The following is a 21,321-nucleotide window of genomic DNA, read 5'->3' on the forward strand; positions in this document are numbered from 1 at the left end:
GCCCTTCGTGTTCCCGCCGCGCGGCCCGCGCCGCCGGCCGGATGACGTCCCGCCTGTATAGCAGGCCATGCATCTCGCCGGTGGTCCGGCCGCCGCGCGCCCGCGCACGGTGTGGCGGGCGCCACGTGCCGGAGCCCCCGCACACCGCCGCCTACAGCAGCCCCTTGGTGCTGGGCACGCCGCCGCCGCGCGGATCCGCGGTGACCGCCTGCCGCAGCGCCCGAGCCACCGCCTTGAACTGCGCCTCCACCACGTGGTGCGCGTCCGGCCGCTGTCCCGGCCGGGCCCCGCGCAGCACGTTGACGTGCAGCGTCATCTTCGCGTTGTTGCCGAACGACTCCCAGATGTGCCGGGTCATGCTGGTCGGGTACTGCGGCCCGATCATCGGCGCCAGGTCCACCGGCTCGTCGTGCACCACGTAGGCCCGGCCGGACAGGTCGACCACCGCCTGCACCAGCGCCTCGTCCAGCGGTACCACCGCGTCGCCGAACCGCTGGATGCCGGCCTTGTCGCCCAGCGCCGCCGCGAACGCCTGACCCAACGCGATCGCGGTGTCCTCCAGCGTATGGTGCGCGTCGATGTCCAGGTCGCCGACCGTGTGCACGACCAGCCCGAAGCCGCCGTGCTTGGCCAGCTGGTTGAGCATGTGGTCGAAGAACCCGACGCCGGTCGCGACGTCGGCGCCACCGGTGCCGTCCAGGTCGATCTCGACCAGCACCTTGGTCTCGCCGGTGGTGCGTTCCACCCGGGCGGTCCTCGTCATGCGCAGCTCCGCGGGTTCGCGTTCGGATCGGGAGTCGGGGTCGGCACGCCGGTCAGCCGCTCGGCGCGGCGGCACCCGCCGGATGCACCGAACGTAACGCAGCGAGAAAGGCGTCGGTCTCGGCGGGGGTGCCGGCGCTGACCCGCAACCAGCCAGCCAGCCGGACGTCGCGGACCAGCACCCCGTCGTCCAGCAGGGCGCGCCAGACGCGCCGCTGGTCGTCGTCGACGAAGCCGCCGAACAGGACGAAGTTCGCGTCGCTCGCCGCAACCCGGAACCCCATCGCGGCCAGCTCCGCCACGATCCGGTCCCGCTGGGTCTTCAGCGCGTCGACCGTGGCCAGCAGCGCGTCCGCGTGCGCCAGCGCCGCCCGGGCGACCGCCTGGGTCAGCGCCGACAGGTGGTACGGCAGCCGGACCAGTTGCAGCGCGTCCACCACCGCCGGCGCCGCGGCGAGATAACCCACCCGGGCACCGGCCAGCGCGAACGCCTTGCTCATGGTGCGCGTCACCACCAGCCGGGGGTACGCGTCCAGCAGCTCCAGCGCCGTCGGCGTGCCGGGCCGGGCGAACTCCGCGTACGCCTCGTCCACGATCACCATGCCCGGCGCCGCCGCGGCGATCGCGGCCAGCGCCTCCAGCGACACCGCGGTACCGGTCGGGTTGTTCGGCGAGCAGACGAACACCACCTCCGGCCGGCGCGCCTCGATCAGCGCGACCGCCGCGTCGGCGTCGATGGTGAAGTCGGCCGCGCGCGGCCCATCCAGCCAGGTGGTGCCGGTGGCGAGCGCGATCAGCGGGTGCATCGAGTACGCCGGGGTGAAACCCAGCGCGGTGCGCCCGGCGCCGCCGAACGCCTGCAACAGCTGCTGCAGCACCTCGTTGGAGCCGTTCGCCGCCCACACCTGGGCCGGCCCGACCTGCCGGCCGTGCCGGGCGCTCAGGTACGCCGCGAGGTCGGTGCGCAGCGCGACCGCGTCCCGGTCCGGGTACCGGTTGAGGTCGCGCAGCTGCGCGCCGATCGCCGCGGACATCGCCGCGACGACGTCGTCCGGTACCGGGTAGGAGTTCTCGTTGGTGTTGAGCCGGACCGGCACGTCCAGCTGCGGCGCCCCGTACGGCTCGAGGCCGCGCAGGTCGTCGCGCAGCGGCAGATCGGCCAGCGCGATCCCGGCCGCCGCACCGGTAGCGGGCACCTTGCCGTCGATCACACCACACCGCCGAACCGGGCGGTGACCGCCTGACCGTGCGCCGGCAGGTCCTCCGCCGCCGACAGCGCCACCACGTGCGGCGCCACCTCGCGCAACGCCTGCTGCGAGTAGTCGATCACGTGGATGCCGCGCAGGAACGTCTGCACCGACAGCCCGGACGAGTGCCGCGCGCAGCCGCCGGTGGGCAGCACGTGGTTGGAGCCGGCCGCGTAGTCGCCGAGCGAGACCGGAGAGTACGCCCCGACGAAGATCGCGCCGGCGCTGCGCACCCGAGCCGCGACCCGCGCCGCGTCCACGGTCTGGATCTCCAGGTGCTCGGCCGCGTAGGCGTCCACCACCCGCAGTCCGTGGTCCAGGTCGTCCACCAGCACCACACCGGACTGCTTGCCGGACAGCGCGGTCGCCACCCGCTCGTGGTGCCGGGTCGCCGGCACCTGCACCGCGAGCTGCTCCTCCACCGCCGCCAGCAGCGACTCGCTCGGGGTGACCAGCACGCTCGCCGCGGCCGGATCGTGCTCGGCCTGGCTGATCAGGTCGGCCGCCACGTGCACCGGGTCGGCGCTGTCGTCGGCGAGGATCGCAATCTCGGTGGTACCGGCCTCGGAGTCGATGCCGACCACGCCGCGCAGCATCCGCTTCGCCGCGGTGACGAAGATGTTGCCCGGCCCCGTCACCAGATCGACCGGCTCCAGCAGCCATCCGCTCGCCGGACCGGCATCCGGCTCCGCCGGGTCGACGGCGGTCTCGGCGCGCAGCCCGTACGCGAACGCGGCGACCGCCTGGGCGCCGCCCATCGCGTACACCTCGTCGACGCCGAGCAGGGCACAGGCGGCGAGGATGCCCGGGTGCGGCAGGCCGGTGTCGCGCTGCGGCGGTGAGGCCAGCGCGATCGAGCCGACGCCGGCCAGCTGCGCCGGCACCACGTTCATCACCACGCTGGACAGCAGCGGCGCGAGGCCACCCGGCACGTACAGCCCGACCCGGGACACCGGCACCCAGCGCTCGGTGACCGTGCCACCCGGAACGACCTGGGTGGTGACGTCGGTACGGCACTGGTCGGCGTGCACCGCGCGGGCCCGGTCGATCGAGGTCTGCAGGGCGGCACGGACCGCGTCGTCGAGCGTGTCGGCAGCCGCGGCGATGGCCTCGGTCGGGACCCGCAGCCGGCGCGGCCGGACCCGGTCGAACCGCTCCGTGGCCGCCAGCACCGCCGACGCGCCATGCTGATGCACCGCCTCGACGGTCGGCCGGATCTGTTCGATCGCGGCCGCCACGTCGAGCTGGGCGCGGGGCAGCACGTCGCGCGGGTCGGTGGTGGTACCGCGCAGGTCGACACGAGTCAGCACACCTCAAGTCTAGGCGTCCCGACCTGCGGGAACCGGTGGTGTAGGGCACCACGACCGGGGCCGGGCCGGGACGAGCACACCGCACCGCACCGCACCGGCATTCCGGCGTATCCGGGCCGGAAACCGGCCAGGAACGCAGCACGGGGTCATTCGGTTCGGGGGCCGGCAGCCCGTAGGCTCGGTACTGTGACCGACGCCATTCCGCTGTTCCCGCTGGGGACCGTGCTGTTCCCCGGGGTCGTGCTGCCGTTGCACATCTTCGAGCCGCGCTACCGGGCGCTGGTGGCGCACCTGATGCGGCGGGCCGGCGAGGACGACCGCGAGTTCGGCGTGGTGGCCATCCGGCGCGGCACCGAGACCGGCGACCACGACGACAGCACCCTCTACGAGATCGGCTGCAGCGCCCAGCTGCGTCAGGTCACCCGCCACCCCGACGGACGGTACGACGTGGTCGCGGTCGGCCGCCGCCGGTTCAGCCTGCTGGACGTCGACACCGAGTCCGCGCCGTACCTGCAGGCCTCGGTCGACTGGCTGCCGGAGCAGACCGATCCGGCGGACCTGCGCCGGGCCGAGGCGCTGGTGCCGAGCGTGCTTGCCGCGTTCCGCCGGTACCTGCGCGAGCTCGCCGACGTGGCCGGCCCGGACGCGGTGTCACCCGAGGCGGCCCAGGACCAGCTGCCGGACGACCCGGCCGTGCTGTCGCACCTGGTCGCGGCGAGCGCCTCGCTGACCGTGGCCGACCGGCAGGAGCTGCTCGCCGAGCCGGACGCGGCACACCGACTCCGCGGCGAGCTCGGGCTGCTGCGCCGGGAGACCAGCCTGGTCGCGGCCCTGTCGGCGGTGCCGGCCGCCCTCACCGACTTCCAGGTACCGGCCGGCGTCAACTGACCGGCCCACCCGATCGGCCGGCCCAGCGTCTCGGGGCGGCTGCGCTCAGGAGCGGCGGGGCGCGTCCGGCCAGTCGATCGGCGCCGACGGCGGAGGCTCCGCGGGTGCCGGCGGGAACGCGTCGGCCGGGCCACTGGGCGCGAACGGATCGGCCGGCCAGCCCGAACCGGCGGGCCCGGCCGGACCCGGAGGTTGCGCGATGCCGGACGATCGAGCCGGACCGGAGCCCGGCGGACCGCCGCTCGACGCCGGGCCGGCGGACGATGCCGGGCCGGCGGACGATGCCGGGCCGGCCGGCGGCGGCGGGACTGCGGGCGGCGGCGGGACTGCGGGCGGCGGCGAGCCGGCGGGCGGCGCGGGTGCACCGAACGCCGGCCGGCTCTCGCCGCCCGAGGACCCGGGCGCACCGAACGTGGGCCGGGCTTCGCCGCCTGGCGGCGCCGCAGCCGCACCGAATGTCGACGGGCCCCCACCACCCGAAGACCCGGGCGCACCGAGCGTCGGCGGGGTCTCGCCACCCGGGGGCGGCACCGGCAGGCCGGCCGGTGGTGCCGGCCAGCTGACGCCGGGCACGGTGTCGTCGGGTCGGGCCGGCGGGCCGGCCACCGATCCACCGGCGGGTGCGGCACCGCCGCCTGGCGCCGCACCGGCGCCCGGGCTGCTGGCGGGAGCACCGGAACCGACCCCGCCCGGCGTCGCGTCACCGGCCGGAGCGGACGGGTCGGCCGGCGGCGGACCCGGCTGGCCCTCGGGGCCGGGGGCCGGAGCGGAATCGGCCGGATCGGTGAGGCGGCGGGCCGGGATCAACGGCAGCCGGACCGGGTCGACCAGCTCCGGGACGGCCGGGGCGGCGGCGCGCCGGGCCCGCAACGCCGGGTACCGGGAGAATCCGGCCAGCACCGTGTAGGTGAGCACGGCGAACAGCGGGGCGAGCACGACGGCGCCGCGCGCGCCCAGCCGCAGCGGGTACGGGAACCGCCAGCCGGGCTGGGCGGCGCCGAGCAGTGCGTTGAAGTCGGCCAGCCCGACCCGGCTGCCGACCCAGGCGGTCAGCAGTGCACCGCCGGCGCCGCCGACCGCGAGCACGGCCAGCAGCAGCGGACCGCGGTAGCGGCGCAGCACCACCCAGCAGGCCACCGCGGCAACCAGGCCCGCGGCCGCGGTCAGCACCGCAAGCCAGCCGTCGGCGGCGGCGAACGTCTCGGTCTCCAGGTTGTACATCCCGCCCTGGTCGGTCATCACGACCTCGGCGCGCGGGGACAGCACCCACCAGAGCAGCCCGAGCGGCGCGCCGGCCGCCGCGACGCACACCGCCGCAACCACCAGTACGAGTGCCTCGGCCCACCGCGGCACGCCGGCTCGGCGCGGCATCGTCGTCTTCATCGCGGCGATTCTCCCAACCTCGAGCAAGTCGGCGGATCCGGGCCCGGCGCGGCCGGCTATTCAAGGCAGCCGGCGCCGAGCAGGCTCTTCAGCTCAGAGGTGAGGCCGGGACCGGGTGTGACCCGCAGCGTGTCGTCGAGGGCGAGCAGGTGGTTGCGCTCCCGGCCGACCAGCTTGACCCGCACCGCGGTCTCTCCCCGGTTGTTCAGCAGGGTCCGCTTGAGCTCACCGACCAAATCGGGGTCGACCCGCTCGGCCTGGATGGCGACCGTGACCGCCGGCTCGGCGGCCAGGTCGGCGTCGGTGATCTCCAGCGTGCGCAGGTCCATCGCGACGACGCTGATCTCCTGGTCGCGCCGGTTGACCCGGCCCTTCACCGCGATCGTCAGATCGGGTGCCAGGTACTGCCCGACCAGCTCGTAGGTCTTGGGGAAGAACAGCACCTCGATGCCGGCGTCGAGGTCCTCGACGGTCGCCTTCGCCCACGCGTTGCCCTGCTTGGTGACCCGGCGCTCCAGCGCGGAGATGATCCCGGCGATGGTCACCGACGTGCCGTCGGCGACGTCACCGGAAACCAGGTCGGCGATGCGCTGCTCGCTGTTCTTGCGCAGCACCCGTTCGGCGCCGTCGAGCGGGTGACCCGACACGTACAGCCCGAGCATCTCGCGCTCGAACTCCAGCGCGGTCTTGCGCGGCCAGTCTTCGCCGGTGAGGTCGACGTCCATGCCCACGACGGTGTCCGGGGCGGTGTCGGTCATCCCGCCGAACAGGTCGAACTGGCCCTCCGCCTCGCGCCGCTTGACCCCGGTCATCGCCTCGACCATGGTCTCGTGCTGCTCCAGCATCGGCCGCCGCGGATGTCCCAGCGAGTCGAACGCACCCGCCTTGATCAGCGACTCGATCACCCGCTTGTTGCAGACCGGCAGCTCGATCTTGGACATGAAGTCGGTGAACGAGGTGTAGGCACCCTTCTGCTTGCGGGTGTTGATGATGCTGGTGACGACGTTCGCGCCGACGTTGCGCACCGCGCCCAGGCCGAACCGGATGTCGGCGCCGACCGCAGTGAAGTTCAGGTCGGAGTCGTTGACGTCCGGCGGCAGCACCTTGATGCCCATCTTGCGGCACTCGGCGAGGTAGACCGCCATCTTGTCCTTCGAGTCGCCGACCGAGGTCAGCAGCGCCGCCATGTACTCGGCGGGATAGTTCGCCTTCAGGTATGCGGTCCAGAACGAGACGATCCCGTAGCCCGCGGTGTGTGACTTGTTGAATGCGTACCCAGCAAACGGCAGCAGAATGTCCCACAAGGTCTGAATCGCGTCGTCGGAGTAGCCCTGGTCGCGCATGCCCGCCTGGAACCCGACGAACTCCTTGTCCAGGATCTCCTTCTTCTTTTTGCCCATCGCCCGGCGGAGCAGGTCCGCCTTGCCCAGCGAGTACCCGGCGACCTTCCGGGCGATCGCCATGACCTGCTCCTGGTAAACGATCAAGCCGTAGGTCTCGTCCAGGATCTCGGCCAGATCGTCGGCCAGTTCGGGGTGGATCGGCACGACCGGCTTGCGGTTGTTCTTACGGTCGGCGTAGTCGATGTGGGCGTTCGCCGCCATCGGACCCGGCCGGTACAGCGCCAGCACGGCCGCGATGTCCTCGAACTTGGTCGGTGCCATCGCCTTGAGCAACGAGCGCATGGGGCCGCCATCGAGCTGGAACACCCCGAGCGTGTCGCCTCGCGCCAACAACTCGAATGTTCTGTCGTCGGCCAGCTCGAGGCTGGCGACGTCGATGTCGATGCTGCGGTTCGCCTTGATGTTGGCGATCGCGTCCCCGATGACCGTCAGGTTGCGCAGGCCCAGGAAGTCCATTTTCAACAGGCCCATCGCTTCACACGACGGGTAGTCGAAGCCGGTGATGATCGCGCCGTCCTGCGGACGCGCCCACACCGGGATCACGTCCATGACCGGGGTGGACGACATGATGACCGCGCAGGCGTGCACACCGGCCTGCCGAATCAGACCCTCCAGACCACGCGCGGTCTCGAAGATCTTGCCGACCTGCGGGTCGGTCTCGATCAGCGTCCGGACCTCGGACGCCTCGGCGTAGCGCTCGTGTTTCGGGTCGACGATGCCGGACAACGGAATGTCCTTCGCCATGATCGGCGGCGGCAACGCCTTGGAGATCTTGTCGGCGATTGAGAACCCGGGCTGTCCGAAATGGATTCGCGCCGCGTCTTTGATCGCCGCCTTAGTCTTGATCGTCCCGAAGGTGATGACCTGACAGACGTTGTCGGTGCCGTACTTGGCGGTGGCGTAGTCGAGCATCTCACCGCGCCGCCGGTCATCGAAGTCAAGATCGATGTCGGGCATCGAGATGCGCTCGATGTTGAGGAAACGCTCGAACAGCAGGCTGTGCTCGATCGGGTCGAGTTCGGTGATCCCGGTTGCCCAGGCGACGATCGATCCTGTCGCGGAACCACGCCCCGGCCCGACGATGATCCCGGACTCCTTGGCATGCCGCACCAGGTCGGCCACCACGAGGAAGTATGCCGGGAAGCCCATCTGGTTGATGACGCCGAGCTCCATCTCGGCCCGGGCCCGATAGTGGTCCGGGATCCCGCCCGGGAGCCGCTTCGCCAAGCCCTCGAACACGTCATGACGCAGCCAGGACTCCTGGGTCTCGCCGGCCGGCACGTCGAACACCGGCATCCGGTCGTGGTGGGCGAAGACCTCGTCGTACGAGCCGACGCGCTCGGCGATCAGCAGCGTGTTGTCGCAGGCGCCGGGCAGCTGGGAGTCCCACAGCTCGCGCATCTGCGCCGGCGACTTGATGTAGTAGCCGCCGCCGTCGAGCTTGAACCGGTTCGGGTCGTCCAGGGTGCTGCCGGACTGCACGCACAGCAGCGCCTCGTGCGCCTTCGCGTCCTCGGCGGCCACGTAGTGCGAGTCGTTGGTGATCACCGGCCGCAGGTCGAACCGCTTGCCGATGTCGAGCAGCCCGGTGCGGACCCGCTTCTCGATGTCGAGCCCGTGGTCCATCAGCTCCAGGAAGAAGTTCTCCCGGCCGAACAGCTCCAGGTAGCGCTCGGCCGCCGCGTACGCCTCCTGCTCCTGGCCCAGCCGCAGCCGGGTCTGGATCTCCCCGGACGGGCAGCCGGTGGTGGCGATGATGCCCTCGGTGTGCCCCGAGATCAGCTCGGTGTCCATCCGCGGCTTGTAGTAGTAACCCTCGATCGAGGCCCTGCTGGACAGCGTGAACAGGTTGCGCAGCCCGGTGGCGTTCTCCGCCCACATCGTCATGTGCGTGTACGCACCACCGCCGGAGACGTCGTCACCGCGCTGGTCCGGCCGGCCCCACCGGACCGGCTGCTTGTACGCCCGGTCGCCGGGCGCCAGGTAGGCCTCGATGCCGAGGATCGGCTTGACGCCGGTCTTCTTCGCCTCCTGGTAGAACGCGTACGCCCCGTACATGTTGCCGTGGTCGGTCATCGCGATCGAGTCCATGCCCTGCCGCTGGACCTCGGCCAACAACGGCTTCAGGCGGGCCGCGCCATCCAACATCGAGTATTCGGTGTGCACGTGCAGATGCGCGAACCCGGACGCCGACATGGCGCGCCTCGCCCCCCTCGTATTCACCTGGACAGCCACGCGCGGAGCACCGGGTGACGGTGACCGCGACCGCGCCGGGAGATGTTGGCCGCACCCCCGGCATCCCACCACGCTAGGGGTGGGGTCTGACAGAAAACCTATCGCTCCGCCGGCGGACCGCGCCGGCCGGCACGCCCGGGTACCGCCGGGCGTGGCCGGCGCCACCCGCGGTCACCGATCCGGCCCGAAACCCTCGCTGATCGCGACCCCGGCGTACAGCCAGGCCATCCGGGTGGCCGGGGCCAGCTTCGAGTACTCGATGGTCGAGCCCGGCTCCAGCGACACGTCGTAGGGCACGACGATCGAGGTGCGGGTGCGCGAGCCGAAGTGCTTGAGCAGGTCGGCGGTGAGCGGCAGCGGGTTCGGCGTCGGGCAGCTGATCACCGTGGTCGCCTGCGCCACCAACTCGCCCATCCCCTGCTCCTCCAGCAGGTCGAGCATCCAGTCGGCGGTGAACGCCGCGTCCTCGCGCGGCACCGTGGTCACCACCAGCTGGTCGGCGGCGCGCAGCACCGTCTGCCAGTTCGGCGACTCGACGTTGTTGCCGGTGTCCACGCAGATCACGTCGTGGGTGCCGGCGAGCAGGGTGAGCACCCGGCGCACCGTGGCCGGGTCCAGCCGGCGGGCGATGCGCGGGTCCTCGTCGCCGGCCAGCACGTCGAACGAGCCGTCCTTGGTGTGCCGCAGGTAGTCGTCCAGCACCTCGGCGAGAATCCCCGGGCCGGTCTCGATCCGGTCCAGGTCGTCGACCAAATGCCGGATGGTGCGGGCGTGCCGGGCGGTGCCGGCGCGCAGCCCGAGCGTGCCGCGCAGTTCGTTGTCGTCCCAGGCCAGAACGCCGCCGTTGCGGGCGCTGCCCAGCGTCGCCGCGGTCAGCACGGTCGCCGTGGTCTTGTGCACGCCGCCCTTCGGATTGACGAACGCCACCACCCGGGACCGCCCGAAGTTGCGCCGCAGCGCCGTGAGCAGGCCGTCCACCGAGCCCGTCGCGTACGCCTCCGGGCGGTGCCCGCCGACCTGGACGGGCACCGGTGCGGCGCGCCGGCCGGCTCGCGTGTCGGGCGCCGGCGAAGGCCGCGGGACCAGCGGTGGGGCGGCACCGACCCGGGCCCGACCGACGCCGGCCTGCCCGCGACCCGACTGCTCCGGTACGGCGTCCACACCGATCTCTCCGTCCCGCGGTCGGCCGCGGCCCAGCAGGTTACGCCACCGCGACCCCGAGTCACCGGAGCGGTACGCTCCGGCTCCGGACTGATCCACGCTCGCCTCCCGCCCGACGCCTCACCCACCAACAGGCTACGGAGCCGCCCGAAGATTGCCAGCCCCGCGACCGGCATCGATCTGTTCAACGAACGAGACCGTGTCATCGCGGGCGCCGACGTCACCCTTCGCCGCGCAGCACCGCCAGAGCGTGCGCGAGATCCTCCGGGTACTCGCTGACGAACCGCACCCGGTCACCCGAGCCGGGATGGTCGAACGCCAGCTCACGAGCGTGCAGCCACTGCCGGGACAGGCCGAGCCGCTTCGCCAGGGACGGGTCCGCCCCGTAAGTCAGATCACCGGCGCACGGATGCCGCAGTGCCGAGAAGTGCACCCGGATCTGGTGCGTGCGGCCGGTCTCCAGCCGGACGTCGACCAGGCTCGCCGCCGGAAAAGCCTCCAGCGTGTCGTAGTGCGTCACGCTCGGCTTGCCACCGGACACCACGGCGAACCTGTAGTCGTGGTGCGGGTGCCGGTCGATCGGCGCGTCCACCGTGCCGCGCAGCGGGTCGAGCTGACCCTGCACCACCGCGTGGTAGCGCTTCTCCACCGTGCGCACCTTGAACGCCCGCTTCAGGATCCGGTACGCCCGCTCGCTCTTGGCCACCACCATCAGCCCGGAGGTACCCACGTCGAGCCGGTGCACGATGCCCTGCCGCTCGGCCGCGCCGCTGGTGGCGACGGTCTGGCCCATCGCCGCGAGGCCGCCGAGCACGGTGGGACCGGTCCAGCCGGGGCTGCCGTGGGCGGCCACCCCGACCGGCTTGTCCACCACCACGATGTCGTCGTCGGAGTGCACGATGCGCAGCCCGTCGACCGGGCGCGCCACGATGCTCGGCGCCCCCTCCGGCGCCGGCAGCGTCACCTCCAGGTACGCACCCGCAGCGACCCGGTCCGATTTGGCCGGTGCGGCCCCGTCGAGGACCACGTCACCGGCCGCCACCAGGTCCGCGGCCACGGTGCGGGACAGCCCGAACAGCCGGGCCAGCGCCTGGTCGACCCGCATCCCCGCCAGCCCGTCCGGTACCGGCAGGGCGCGATGCTCCCCGGCCGGCGCCACCGGAGTGGCGTCGTCGAAACGCGCACCCGTCATGACGACCGGTCCGTCCGGCCCGCGGGCTCGGTGTCGGCCGGCACGATGCCGGCCTGCTTGGTGTCGGCCGGCACGATGCCGGTCTGCTCGGTGCCAGCCCGATCGGTGCCGGCCTTGTCCGTGGTGGCCTGATCGTTGCCGGGCTGGTCCGTGGTGGCCTGATCGGTGCCGCCGGTCTGCACGTCGTCGACCGCCTTGGCGTCGTCGGTACCGCGACCCGCGCGCGTACCGTCCATCCGGCGGCCGGTCAGTTCGAGCAGCACGGCGATGATCACGCCCACCACGAGGCACGAGTCGGCCGCGTTGAAGATCGGCCAGGGGTGCCCGTCCGGGCTGAAGACGCTGATGAAGTCGACCACGCCACCGCGCAGCGGGCCGGGCGCCCGGAACAGCCGATCGGTCAGGTTGCCCGCCGCGCCGCCGAGCACCAGCCCGAGCGCCACTGCCCACTGCCACGATCGCAGTCGCCGGGCGAATCGGATGATCACGATGATGACCACCACCGCGACCGCCGCGAGGATCGCGGTGTAGCCGGTGCCGCCGATGTTGAAGGCGGCACCCTGGTTTCTGGTCAGCGACAGGTAGACCGCGCCGCCGAGCAGCCGGACCGGATCGCCGGGGCGCAGGTTCGCCACGACGACGACCTTGGTGATGATGTCGACCACCAGCGCCGCCACCGCGATTGCGGCCAGCAACCCGACGACCCGCCGGGAGGCGGAACCGTGCGACGGCCGCGCGTGATCATCGCCGGACGAGATCCGGTCGGTGCTGTCCTCGCTCAGCGCCGTTCCTCCAACTGCTTGCATGCCACGCAGAGCGTCGCCGACGGGAACGCGGCGAGTCGCCCGGCGGGAATCGGGTTCCCGCACCGCTCACAGTATCCGTAGTGGCCGTCGTCGAGCCGCTCCAGGGCACGCTCGACCTGTGTCACCCGGTCGCGGATGCCGTTGGCCAGCGAGATCTCCTGCTCGCGTTCGAACGTCTTCGTCCCGGTGTCGGCCTGGTCGTCGCCGGCCGAGTCGGTCAACCGGTCGCGCTGAAGGTCGGTCAGCTGCGCCATGGTCTTCTCGTACTCGGTGTGCAGTTCGATGAGCCGCTCGTTGAGCGCCACCCGAATCGTCTCGGTTTCCGCCGCGCTGCGGGTCTTGCGCGCCGCGCGCTTGGCGGCGGGCTTGGCCGTGTCGGCGGCAGATGCCGACGACCTGCGGGCGGCCGGCTTCTTCGCCGCGGTCGACCGACTCGACCCGTTCTTGGCCGAACCGCTGGTGACCGAGCCGTCCTGGGAACCGGCGGGGGCCGCGGCGGCCCGGCCGGACCCGGTGCGACCGCCGCTCGCGCGCTTCGGGTCGGTAGCGGAAGATGTGGTCGTCCGGCGTGCCGTGCCCGTGCTCTTGGTGCCCGACTTGGTGGTCATCGTCGCCCCCTTGGCCGCGCTCTCGCGGCGGTCGTGGTGATGTCACCGACCTCGCCGACGCAGCGGCGCCGGGCGTCGAGACAGATGACTGACCGGCCGGTGGCCGGTCTCGGTGTGGAAGACGAACGGCACCGGGCCTGCCCGGCGGATCGCCACCGGTCGGTGGCCCGATTCGGTCAGCCTGAAGTCGCCTCGGTCACCGACCGGAACACGACGTCGCCTGGCCATTTCGGCTCCCACATGCAAAACGGGCGCGGCACGTCGGGCCCTCGGCCCAACGCGACGCGCGTGGAACCACCAAGGATACGGAGTAGTTGGGCGTCCGACAAACATCCGCGAATATCCGACTGTCAGCGAATGATTGCCCTCAGTGAGCGTTATGCTGGCCCGTTTCGCCGGCGCGCCTGCGCCGCGGAGAGTGGCGCCGGGTGCGATAGCCGGAGGCTCGCCCGCCTGCGCGCCCTGTCCGCGCGGCTGGCGGTCGGTGCGAGCAGCCGCCGGATCGGCGCGGACCGGGTCAGGGCAGGTCGGGCGTGCCGCCCAGCAGCACGGTGTCCGGCTGGCACCAGCCGCACGGCCCGAAGCCGAGCTCGACGGCCTCCGCCACCGGCAGCGGTTCCGCCTCCTTGTCCAGCAGATGCGGACACCCGGTGACGTGGTAGCGGGGCCTGCCGTCCACCACGAGCACCTCGGCCGGCAACCGAGCGATCAGCTCCGCATCCGACCGCGGTGTGCGCTGTTCCGGCGGCTCGTCCAGCGGATCGTCTGCCGGCTTGTCGGCCTCGTCGCGCGGCCAGGCGTCGCCGCGAGGCGCCGCCGCGTCCTCCCGGTCCGGTCCCTGTACCGGTGCGGCCACGGGGCGCTCCAGCGGCCAGGGCGGCCGGTCGTCGCCGGCCCCGGCCGAGGCCGGCTCGTGCCGTCGCGGCAGGTCCAGCCGGTCGGTAGGCGCGGCACCCGAGTGGGCGACCACCGACGGGCGGTCGGCGGCCGGCTGCCGCTCGTCGTCCTCGTCCGCCGGCGCCGGGCCATCATCCTCGGCGCGGTCCGCGTGCGTGCGCCGGGCACCCAGGTACAGCGCCACGGCCGCGAGCAGGCTGACCGCGATCGACACCACCAGCAGCAGGTCGAGGCCACGGAGCAACCCGAGCACCAGCAGCACCGCTGCAATCAGGATCAGCAGCAAGCTGGCAATGATCACGGGTCACCTCGGCCGCGTGGTATCCGGTTCGGGAGGAACAGGATCCTACCGGCTGTTGCCGTCGGCGTTGGGCAGACCCAGCCCGTTCCGGCCGGAGTTGTACGAACCGCCCAGGCTCGCCGCGGCCAGACCGGAACCGTTGGTGGACACCTGGCGGTTGTTGCCGCTGGCGCCGCCCTCGCCACGACTCAGCTCGTCCTCGATGCCCTGACCGCGTGCGCCCAGGTCGCGCAGCTGGCTCTCCAGGTATGCCTTGAGCCGGGTGCGGTACTGCCGCTCGAAGGCCTTCAGCTCCTCGATGTGCTTCTGCAGCGCGGCCCGCTTGACCTCGAGGCCGCCCATGGCCTCCTGGTGCCGCTGCCGCGCGTCGCGCTCCAACGACTCGGCCTTGGTGCGGGCCTTCTGCGTGACGTCCTCGGCCTTCGCCCGGGCGTCGGACAGCAGCTTGTCGGCCTCCCGACGCGCGTCCGAGACGTGGTCGTCGGCGGTGCGCTGGGCCATCATCAGCACCCGCAGCGCCTGCTGCTCGCCGCCGTCGCCGCCGGCCGCCGCGGCCTGGACCGCCGGCACGGCGCCGCCCTGGGCGTGCATCGCCTCGAGCTCGGCCTGCGCGTTGCGGACCGCCTGCTCGGCGTTCGCCTTCTCCGCCTCCAGCTGCTCCAGCTGGCCCTTCAGGTCCGCGTTCTCCGCCACGAGGTGCTCGGGCGCGCCACCAGCGACGACCGGCGCAGGCGCGGCACCGTGCTGCAGCCGCTCGACCTGGGCACGGAGCTCGTTGTTGTCTTCCACGAGGCGGACGAGTTCACGCTCGACCTCGTCGAGGAAGGCATCCACCTCGTCCTCGTCGTACCCCCGTTTGCCGATGGGGGGCTTTTTGAACGCGACGTTGTGCACGTCGGCCGGGGTCAGCGGCATCGAAACTCCTCGGTTCAGCTTGCGACCGCGTGGCTCGCTGTCGATAGGACCGGGACCGGGCCGTCTCGATCCGGCCGATCGCTCGACCGTGCCAGGCGCCGCCGGACCGCGGGACGATCAGCCCGGCGGGCTAACCACGAAACAACCACGGCAGCACGACTCTCAACAGCACGTACACGATAACCAGCAGTATCAGGAAAGCCAGGTCCAGGCTCACGGTACCAATCCGGAGCGGCGGAATGACCCTCCTTAGGGCTTTCAGGGGAGGATCAGTGACGCTCCACACGACCTCCATCGCGGCGGCCGCACCCCTCCGAGGTTGCCATCTGCGCGCAAACTGCATCACGAAGCTGAGCACGAGCCGCGCCATCAGAAACAGCAGGAAAAAGTAAACGACCAGGTAGAGGACCTGGAAGAGGACCGACACGAGCGATGGACTCCCGGTTCAGCTCTGGTTGAAGAACCCGCCCTCGGCGATCTTGGCCTTGTCCTCGGCGGTGACCGTGACGTTGGCCGGTGAGAGCAGGAACACGCGATTGGTCACCCGTTCGATCGTACCGCGCAACCCGAAGATCAAACCGGCGGCGAAATCGACGAGGCGCATGGCATCCGCTTCGTCCATTTCCGACAGATTCATGATCACCGGAGTGTTGTCCCGGAAATGCTCACCGATGGTGCGGGCCTCACTGTAGGTAGTGGGATGCACCGTGGTGATCCGGTAGCTGTCGGCGCTGTCGTCGGACACCACCGCACGCTCCCGCAGTTGTACCTGCGGCGCCAGCGCCAGGTTGTCCTGAGTGAGCGGGGTCACCGAACCGCGGCCGATGGTGCGCACTCCGGGCCGCTCCGCCAGCCGCTCGGAGGTCGTCGTCGCCAGCCGCGGCCGGGCGGGCTCGGGCTCGAACTCCTCCTCGGCGAAGTCGGCGTCGTCGAAGTCCCGGTCGTCCACCTCGCGACCGGTGTCGCGGGTCGGTCGGCGGCTCTCGTAGCGACCGGTGTCGTAGCGCGCGGCGCTCTCCTGGCGGCCGGTCGACTGGTAGCCGTCGGAGCCGTCGTAGCGGTCGTCGTCGGCCTCGTAGCTGTCGTCGTCGTCCTCGACCAGGCCGAGCCAGACGCCGGCCTTGCGCAACCTACCCATCGGGCACCTCCTCCCGTGACACCGTCCTGCCACGTCGCACGCCCCACCCATCGGGACGTTCCCCCGCGATGCGCCGCCTGCGAAACGGACGAGATCGGTGAGCGTGAATAACAGCGATGTAGTTCTGCTCGAACTCAGGCTAACCCAGCTTGGCGCGTCGGCCGAGCAATCCGCTGCCGACACGCACATGTGTCGCTCCGTGCCGGATCGCCGCCTCCAGGTCACCGGTCATGCCGGCGGACAGCATCGACGCGTCCGGGTCGCGCTCCCGTAGCCACGCCGCACGCTCGGCGAGTCGGCCGAACGCCACGTCCGGGTCGCCGCCGAGCGGCGCGACCGCCATCAGCCCCCGCAACCGCAACCGCGGGGCCGCCCCCAGCACCGCGTCGACCAGCGCCGGCAGCGCGGCGGGGGACACCCCGCCGCGCCCTGGCGCATCGTCCAGCGACACCTGGATCAGTACGTCCAGCGGGCGGTCCCGGTGCGCCGCGACCGCCGCGGCGAGCGCGGTCACCAGCGCCGGCCGGTCGACCGACTGGACCACGTCGGCGTACCGCACGACCGAGCGTGCCTTGTTGCGCTGCAGCTGGCCGACGAAGTGCCAGCGCACGTCGACCCCGGCGGCGGCGAGTTCGGCGGCCTTGGCGGCAGCCTCGCCGTCCCGGTTCTCCGCCACCACGCGCTGCCCCAGCTCGGCCAGCAGCCGGACGTCGGAGGCCGGGAACGTCTTGGTGACCGCGATCAGCGACACCTCACGCGGTGACCGGCCCGCGGCCAGGCACGCGTCGGCGATACGCCGACGCACCGAGGCGAGGTTTCCGACCAGCTCGGTGCGTCGGTCGATCGGCTCCGACGACGGGTTCACGCGCCGTTCTTGAGGAAGTCCGGCACGTCGACGTCGTCGAACAGTACCTTGCGCGGCGGCCGCTCGGCCGGGGTTGGCTGCTGCGGCGGCCGGGTGCCGGTGCTTCCTCCGGTGGTCACCGGCGAGGTCGGCGCCGGGGTGCTGGTCGCCGGCGGCACCTCGGCGGTGGGCGGCTTGCGGCCGACCTCCGCCTGCGGCTTGTACGCCGGTGAGCCACCGTCGAAGCCCGCCGCGATCACCGTGATGCGCACCTCGTCGCCCAGCGCGTCGTCGATGACCGCACCGAAGATGATGTTCGCGTCCGGATGTGCCGCGTCCGTGACCAGCTGCGCCGCGTCGTTGATCTCGAACAGGCCCAGATCGGAACCGCCGGCGATGGACAGCAGCACGCCGCGGGCACCGTCCATGCTCTGCTCCAGCAGCGGGCTCGAGATCGCGCCCTGTGCCGCCTCGACGGCCCGGTCGTCGCCGCGCGCGCTGCCGATGCCCATCAGCGCCGAGCCGGCGTTGGACATCACGCTCTTGACGTCGGCGAAGTCGAGGTTGATCAGGCCCGGCGTGGTGATCAGGTCAGTGATGCCCTGGACACCGGACAGCAGCACCTGGTCGGCCTGGCGGAACGCGTCCATCATGCTCATCGTCCGGTCGCCGAGCTGCAGCAGCCGGTCGTTCGGGATGACGATCAGGGTGTCGCACTCGTTGCGCAGCTCGTCGATGCCGGTCTCGGCCTGCACCTGCCGCCGCTTGCCTTCGAACGAGAACGGGCGGGTGACCACGCCGATGGTCAGCGCACCGAGCTTGCGCGCGATGTTCGCGACCACGGGGGACGCGCCGGTTCCCGTACCGCCGCCCTCACCGCAGGTCACGAAGACCATGTCGGCGCCCTTGAGCACCTCTTCGATCTCGTCCCGGTGGTCCTCGGCGGCCTTGCGGCCCACGTCGGGGTTGGCGCCGGCGCCGAGGCCGCGGGTCAGCTCCCGACCCACGTCCAGCTTGACGTCCGCGTCGGACATCAGCAGCGCCTGGGCGTCGGTGTTGATCGCGATGAACTCGACGCCCTTGAGTCCGACCTCGATCATTCGGTTGACGGCGTTGACGCCGCCGCCACCGCAGCCGACGACCTTGATGACCGCCAGGTAGTTGTGCGGAGGTGTCATCGGTCCGCCTTCCCTTCGCTGTGCTGCTCCCCGCCATGGGCCGGGTCAACCCTCACCCTCAACTAGAGGGTTATAGTTATGTCAACCTCGACCCTGTTCCGGAACGTACGGGCCGGTTGGGCGATCTCCAAGTATCCAGCACGGCGTGTCGGCCACGTTTGCCGGTTCGGCGACCGACCCGACCCGGTCAGCCGGCGAACATCGACCTGGCCGAAAGTCCATAGTGGACAACGTCAGGCCCCGGTGCTGCCGTCCAGCAGTTCCCGCACGACGTCCAGGTGGCCGTTGTGACGGGCGGTCTCCTCGATCTGGTGCAGGTAGATCCAGCGCAGTGTCATCGGCCGGCCACCGGGCTCGACCTGGCGCCGGGCCACGAACGACAGGTCCAGCCCCGCCGCCAGCTCCCGCGAGCGGGCGCACTGCGCGTCGTACCGGTCGAGCAGGTCGGCGAGCGACATGCCCTCCGGGACGACCCAGTCGGCGTCCGGATCGTCGTCGTCGGCGGCGATCCGCGGCCCGTCGTGCAACACCGCCTCGAACCAGTACTGCTCGTTGTCGGTGAGGTGCGCGACCAGCCCGGCCGGCGACAGCAGCGGCGAGGTGCGCACCGGCGCCTGCCGGGCGAACATCTCGTCCAGGCCGGCGCACTTGAGCCGCACCGTGGCGCGGTGGTAGTCGAGCCACTGCTCCAGCGCCGACCGGTCACCGGCATCGGTCACCGGATCTGCTCGCTCCATTGTGGACACCTCCGGAACACAGACGCTACCAGTCGCAACCGGTGCGGCCCAGCGAGATACCGGCGCGGCACCGTCAGCGGACGACCACCAGGTCCGGGGCGCTGACGTCGATGACGGTGCCGTCCTTGCCCAGCAGCGCGGTCGCCGCGGCCGCCTTGCGGGCGCCGCTGGACGAGTCACCCCACACGACCGTACGGCCGTGCGCGAGCACCAGCCGGATCCGGGTCGGCCGCGGCACCTCCACCCGGACCAGCTGGGCGCGCAGCCGCGGGGTGAGCTGGCGCAGCACCTGCAGGCCGGCCAGCGTCGGCACGTCGTGCGGGCCGGGGTGCGACACCACCAGCGTGGGCAGCCGGCCGGGTGCCGCCGGCACCGTCCGGAACACCACGCCGGAGCCGTCGACCAGCCGGACCGAGGACCCGTCCGGTACCGCGGCGGCGGGGGTGCGTTCGGTGACCGTCACCACAACGGTGTGCGGCCAGTCCCGGGTCACCTCGACCTTCGCCACCGGCGCGAGCCGGCGCACCCGGGCCCCGACCGCGGCGAGATCGACGCCGGGCAACGGAACACCGGACGGAACCGCCGCGGTGCGGGCCACCGTCCGTGCCGGCACGACGTGCGCACCGCGGACGGTCACGTCCCGGACCGCGAACGTCTGGGTGTGGTAGACGACGACGTAGCCGGCCACCACCACGGCGACCGCGGCACCGGCCACCGACAGGGTCAGCGCGGTGCGACGCCGGTTGCGCCGGGACCGGGCGACCAGCCGGCGCAGCAACGCCGACAGCGCCTGCCGGCGGGCCTGCACCAGCCGCCACCGGCCCGGGGCCCGGGTGTCGCGCGCCGCGCCCGCCATCAGCCCGCGGCGTCCGCCGAGCCGGACCGCTCCGCCAGCGCCGCGAGCAACTCGTCGCCCATCATCGAGATCGGCGGGGCGCCCATCGTCACCACCAGATCGCCCGGCCGCGACCGGCGCAGCACCTCGGCCGCGACGTCCGACCAGGACGGCACGAACACCTTGTGCCCGTCGGGCAGCGGTACCGCGTCGGTCAGCGGCCGGCCGCCCTCGCCGGGGCCGCGGGTCTCCCCCGGCCCGAACACCTCCATCACGATCGCCTCGTCGGCGATCGCCAGGGCCTGCGCGATCTCGGCCTGCAGCTCGCGGGTGCGGTACAGCCGCAGCGGCTGGAACACCACGACCAGCCGGCCGTCGCCGGTGACCTCGCGCAGCGTGGACAGCGCGGCGGTCATCGACACCGGGTGGTACGCGTACTCGTCGTAGACCCGGACGCCGTCGGCGGTGCCCTTGTGCTCGAACCGGCGGCGTACCCCCGGGAACGCGGCCAGCGCCTCGGCGACCGCGGCGAACTCGACGTCCAGCTTGACCGCGGTCAGCAGCGCGGCCGCGCTGTTGAGCCCCAGGTGTCGACCGGGCGTCGGCAGGGTGACCTCGCCGAGCTCGACGCCGTCGAGTACCGCGGTGTAGCGCACGCCGCCGATCGCGGAGGTCAGGTCGGCCAGGCGCAGGTCGGCGTCCGCGGACTCGCCGTAGGTGTAGACGGTGCGACCCTCGCCGCGCATCCGGTCGGCCAGCTGCCGGCTGCCCTCGTCGTCCGCGCAGGCGACCAGGAACCCGTCCGGGGTGATGCCGCGGCAGAACTCGGCGAACCCGTCCTGCAGCCCGGCCAGGTCGCCGTAGGTGTTGAGGTGGTCGCCGCGCACGTTCGTGACGATCGCCGCGTGCGGCCGGTACCGCAGTAAGGAGCGGTCCGACTCGTCGGCCTCGATGACGAAGAACTCGCCGGAGCCGTGGTGCGCGTTCGAACCGGCCTCGGAGATCTCGCCGCCGATCACGAACGAGGGATCCAACCCGCAGTGCTGCAGCACCAGGGTCACCATCGAGGTGGTCGTCGTCTTGCCCTGGGTGCCGGCTACCGCGATGCCCGTGCGCCCCACCATCGCGGCGGCCAGCGCCTCGGAACGGTGCAGTACCCGCAGGCCGCGGCGGCGCGCCTCGGCCAGCTCGACGTGGTCGGCCGGGATGGCGGTGGAATAGACGACGGTGTCGATGCCGTCCAGGTTCGCCTCGCTGTGCGTGTCGTGGATGACGCCGCCGAGCGCGCGCAGCCCGGCGAGCGTCGGCCACTCGCGCAGCTCGCTACCGGTGGTCGGGATGCCGCGGGACAGCAGCAGCCGGGCCAGCCCGCTCATGCCCACCCCACCGATGCCGATCAGGTGCACCCGGCCGAGATCCTCGGCGCTCGGCGGCACGGCCGCGGTCCCGACCGCCTCCGCCGGGGGTGTCGCCTCGGTCTG

The 21,321-nt window shown here is 72.2% G+C and carries 17 protein-coding genes and 3 pseudogenes; 2 read left to right on the forward strand and 18 right to left on the reverse strand.

The genetic code is table 11. The annotated features are described in order from the left end of the window. Positions 1-151 precede the first annotated feature (151 nt). Genes hisB through hisD form a run of 3 tightly spaced genes read right to left on the reverse strand, consistent with a single transcriptional unit; the run spans position 152 to position 3,319 of the window. Entirely contained in the window at positions 152-763 is a 612-nt protein-coding gene (hisB, locus tag Asera_RS24895) for an imidazoleglycerol-phosphate dehydratase HisB (protein WP_030446286.1), read from the reverse strand. Positions 764-815: 52 nt separating this feature from the next. Beyond that, positions 816-1,931 carry a histidinol-phosphate transaminase gene (locus Asera_RS24900; RefSeq protein WP_030446287.1) on the reverse strand — a complete coding sequence of 372 codons (1,116 nt, stop codon included), beginning with the start codon at positions 1,929-1,931 and terminating at the stop codon, positions 816-818. A 38-nt stretch (positions 1,932-1,969) separates the two neighbouring features. Next, positions 1,970-3,319, reverse strand: coding sequence for a histidinol dehydrogenase (gene hisD, locus Asera_RS24905; protein ID WP_030446288.1), 1,350 nt, complete (start codon positions 3,317-3,319; stop codon positions 1,970-1,972). Between the two features lie 186 nt (positions 3,320-3,505). On the opposite strand from hisD, the gene Asera_RS24910 reads away from it, so the two are divergent. Then, positions 3,506-4,207 (forward strand): LON peptidase substrate-binding domain-containing protein, encoded by a 702-nt coding sequence (locus tag Asera_RS24910; protein WP_030446289.1) that lies wholly within the window; start codon positions 3,506-3,508, stop codon positions 4,205-4,207. A gap of 45 nt (positions 4,208-4,252) precedes the next feature. Here Asera_RS24910 and Asera_RS24915 read toward each other — a convergent pair whose 3' ends face one another. The 6 genes and pseudogenes from Asera_RS24915 to Asera_RS33295 form a co-directional block, all read right to left on the reverse strand. Further along, positions 4,253-5,590, reverse strand: coding sequence for a DUF2567 domain-containing protein (locus Asera_RS24915; protein WP_051802240.1), 1,338 nt, complete (start codon positions 5,588-5,590; stop codon positions 4,253-4,255). 56 nt (positions 5,591-5,646) lie between these two features. After that, positions 5,647-9,189: a DNA polymerase III subunit alpha gene (gene dnaE / locus Asera_RS24920; RefSeq protein ID WP_030446291.1), complete on the reverse strand. Its 3,543-nt coding sequence runs from the start codon at positions 9,187-9,189 to the stop codon at positions 5,647-5,649. A gap of 210 nt (positions 9,190-9,399) precedes the next feature. Then, positions 9,400-10,383, reverse strand: a pseudogene (locus Asera_RS24925) (MinD/ParA family ATP-binding protein); the annotation flags it as partial. A 226-nt stretch (positions 10,384-10,609) separates the two neighbouring features. Further along, the gene (locus Asera_RS24930; protein ID WP_051802241.1) at positions 10,610-11,581 is read right to left on the reverse strand and encodes an RluA family pseudouridine synthase; all 972 of its coding nucleotides are present in this window, start codon (positions 11,579-11,581) and stop codon (positions 10,610-10,612) included. A gap of 212 nt (positions 11,582-11,793) precedes the next feature. Continuing rightward, positions 11,794-12,387, reverse strand: a pseudogene (gene lspA, locus Asera_RS24935) (signal peptidase II); the annotation flags it as partial. Then, positions 12,360-12,776: pseudogene (locus tag Asera_RS33295) on the reverse strand (TraR/DksA family transcriptional regulator); the annotation flags it as partial. The pseudogenes Asera_RS33295 and lspA, both read right to left, overlap by 28 nt. Here Asera_RS33295 and Asera_RS33300 point away from each other — a divergent pair. Further along, on the forward strand, positions 12,670-13,035 hold the full coding sequence (locus Asera_RS33300; protein WP_244844263.1) for a hypothetical protein: 366 nt from the start codon (positions 12,670-12,672) through the stop codon (positions 13,033-13,035). The pseudogene Asera_RS33295 and the gene Asera_RS33300 overlap by 107 nt on opposite strands. Before the next feature lie 477 nt (positions 13,036-13,512). Here Asera_RS33300 and Asera_RS24945 read toward each other — a convergent pair whose 3' ends face one another. The 9 genes from Asera_RS24945 to murC all read right to left on the reverse strand — a co-directional run bounded on the left by Asera_RS24945 (position 13,513) and on the right by murC (position 21,276). Continuing rightward, positions 13,513-14,193, reverse strand: coding sequence for a hypothetical protein (locus Asera_RS24945; RefSeq protein ID WP_030446296.1), 681 nt, complete (start codon positions 14,191-14,193; stop codon positions 13,513-13,515). Between the two features lie 45 nt (positions 14,194-14,238). Continuing rightward, the gene (locus tag Asera_RS24950; RefSeq protein ID WP_030446297.1) at positions 14,239-15,108 is read right to left on the reverse strand and encodes a DivIVA domain-containing protein; all 870 of its coding nucleotides are present in this window, start codon (positions 15,106-15,108) and stop codon (positions 14,239-14,241) included. A 130-nt stretch (positions 15,109-15,238) separates the two neighbouring features. Continuing rightward, complete coding sequence (locus Asera_RS24955) at positions 15,239-15,535, reverse strand: YggT family protein (protein WP_030446298.1); 297 nt, start codon at positions 15,533-15,535, stop codon at positions 15,239-15,241. A gap of 18 nt (positions 15,536-15,553) precedes the next feature. After that, positions 15,554-16,246 (reverse strand): cell division protein SepF, encoded by a 693-nt coding sequence (locus Asera_RS24960; protein WP_030446299.1) that lies wholly within the window; start codon positions 16,244-16,246, stop codon positions 15,554-15,556. Positions 16,247-16,385: 139 nt separating this feature from the next. Next, complete coding sequence (locus tag Asera_RS24965; protein ID WP_030446300.1) at positions 16,386-17,111, reverse strand: YggS family pyridoxal phosphate-dependent enzyme; 726 nt, start codon at positions 17,109-17,111, stop codon at positions 16,386-16,388. Continuing rightward, entirely contained in the window at positions 17,108-18,268 is a 1,161-nt protein-coding gene (gene ftsZ, locus Asera_RS24970) for a cell division protein FtsZ (protein WP_030446301.1), read from the reverse strand. Before ftsZ ends, Asera_RS24965 begins: the two co-directional genes overlap by 4 nt. A gap of 233 nt (positions 18,269-18,501) precedes the next feature. Beyond that, a complete protein-coding gene (locus Asera_RS24975) occupies positions 18,502-19,005 on the reverse strand; it encodes a DinB family protein (RefSeq protein WP_030446302.1) in 504 nt (167 codons plus the stop codon). 73 nt (positions 19,006-19,078) lie between these two features. Next, positions 19,079-19,861, reverse strand: a complete 783-nt coding sequence (locus Asera_RS24980) for a cell division protein FtsQ/DivIB (protein WP_030446303.1) — start codon at positions 19,859-19,861, stop codon at positions 19,079-19,081. Further along, the gene (gene murC / locus Asera_RS24985) at positions 19,861-21,276 is read right to left on the reverse strand and encodes a UDP-N-acetylmuramate--L-alanine ligase (RefSeq protein ID WP_030446304.1); all 1,416 of its coding nucleotides are present in this window, start codon (positions 21,274-21,276) and stop codon (positions 19,861-19,863) included. The genes Asera_RS24980 and murC overlap by 1 nt, the downstream gene beginning before the upstream one ends. Between the last annotated feature and the right edge of the window lie 45 nt (positions 21,277-21,321).

The sequence above is a fragment of the Actinocatenispora sera genome (assembly GCF_018324685.1).
Lineage (GTDB): Bacteria > Actinomycetota > Actinomycetes > Mycobacteriales > Micromonosporaceae > Actinocatenispora > Actinocatenispora sera.

What these genes read in the sequence shown, in the direction of transcription:
- Asera_RS24960 (WP_030446299.1), bottom strand. Translation starts at nt 16,246, where the DNA reads ATGGGTAGGTTGCGCAAGGCCGGCGTCTGGCTCGGCCTGGTCGAGGAC.
- Asera_RS24915 (WP_051802240.1), bottom strand. Translation starts at nt 5,590, where the DNA reads ATGAAGACGACGATGCCGCGCCGAGCCGGCGTGCCGCGGTGGGCCGAG.
- hisB (WP_030446286.1), bottom strand. Translation starts at nt 763, where the DNA reads ATGACGAGGACCGCCCGGGTGGAACGCACCACCGGCGAGACCAAGGTG.
- Asera_RS24975 (WP_030446302.1), bottom strand. Translation starts at nt 19,005, where the DNA reads ATGGAGCGAGCAGATCCGGTGACCGATGCCGGTGACCGGTCGGCGCTG.
- dnaE (WP_030446291.1), bottom strand. Translation starts at nt 9,189, where the DNA reads ATGTCGGCGTCCGGGTTCGCGCATCTGCACGTGCACACCGAATACTCG.
- Asera_RS24980 (WP_030446303.1), bottom strand. Translation starts at nt 19,861, where the DNA reads ATGGCGGGCGCGGCGCGCGACACCCGGGCCCCGGGCCGGTGGCGGCTG.
- Asera_RS33300 (WP_244844263.1), top strand. Translation starts at nt 12,670, where the DNA reads ATGAGCCGCTCGTTGAGCGCCACCCGAATCGTCTCGGTTTCCGCCGCG.
- Asera_RS24950 (WP_030446297.1), bottom strand. Translation starts at nt 15,108, where the DNA reads ATGCCGCTGACCCCGGCCGACGTGCACAACGTCGCGTTCAAAAAGCCC.
- ftsZ (WP_030446301.1), bottom strand. Translation starts at nt 18,268, where the DNA reads ATGACACCTCCGCACAACTACCTGGCGGTCATCAAGGTCGTCGGCTGC.
- Asera_RS24930 (WP_051802241.1), bottom strand. Translation starts at nt 11,581, where the DNA reads ATGACGGGTGCGCGTTTCGACGACGCCACTCCGGTGGCGCCGGCCGGG.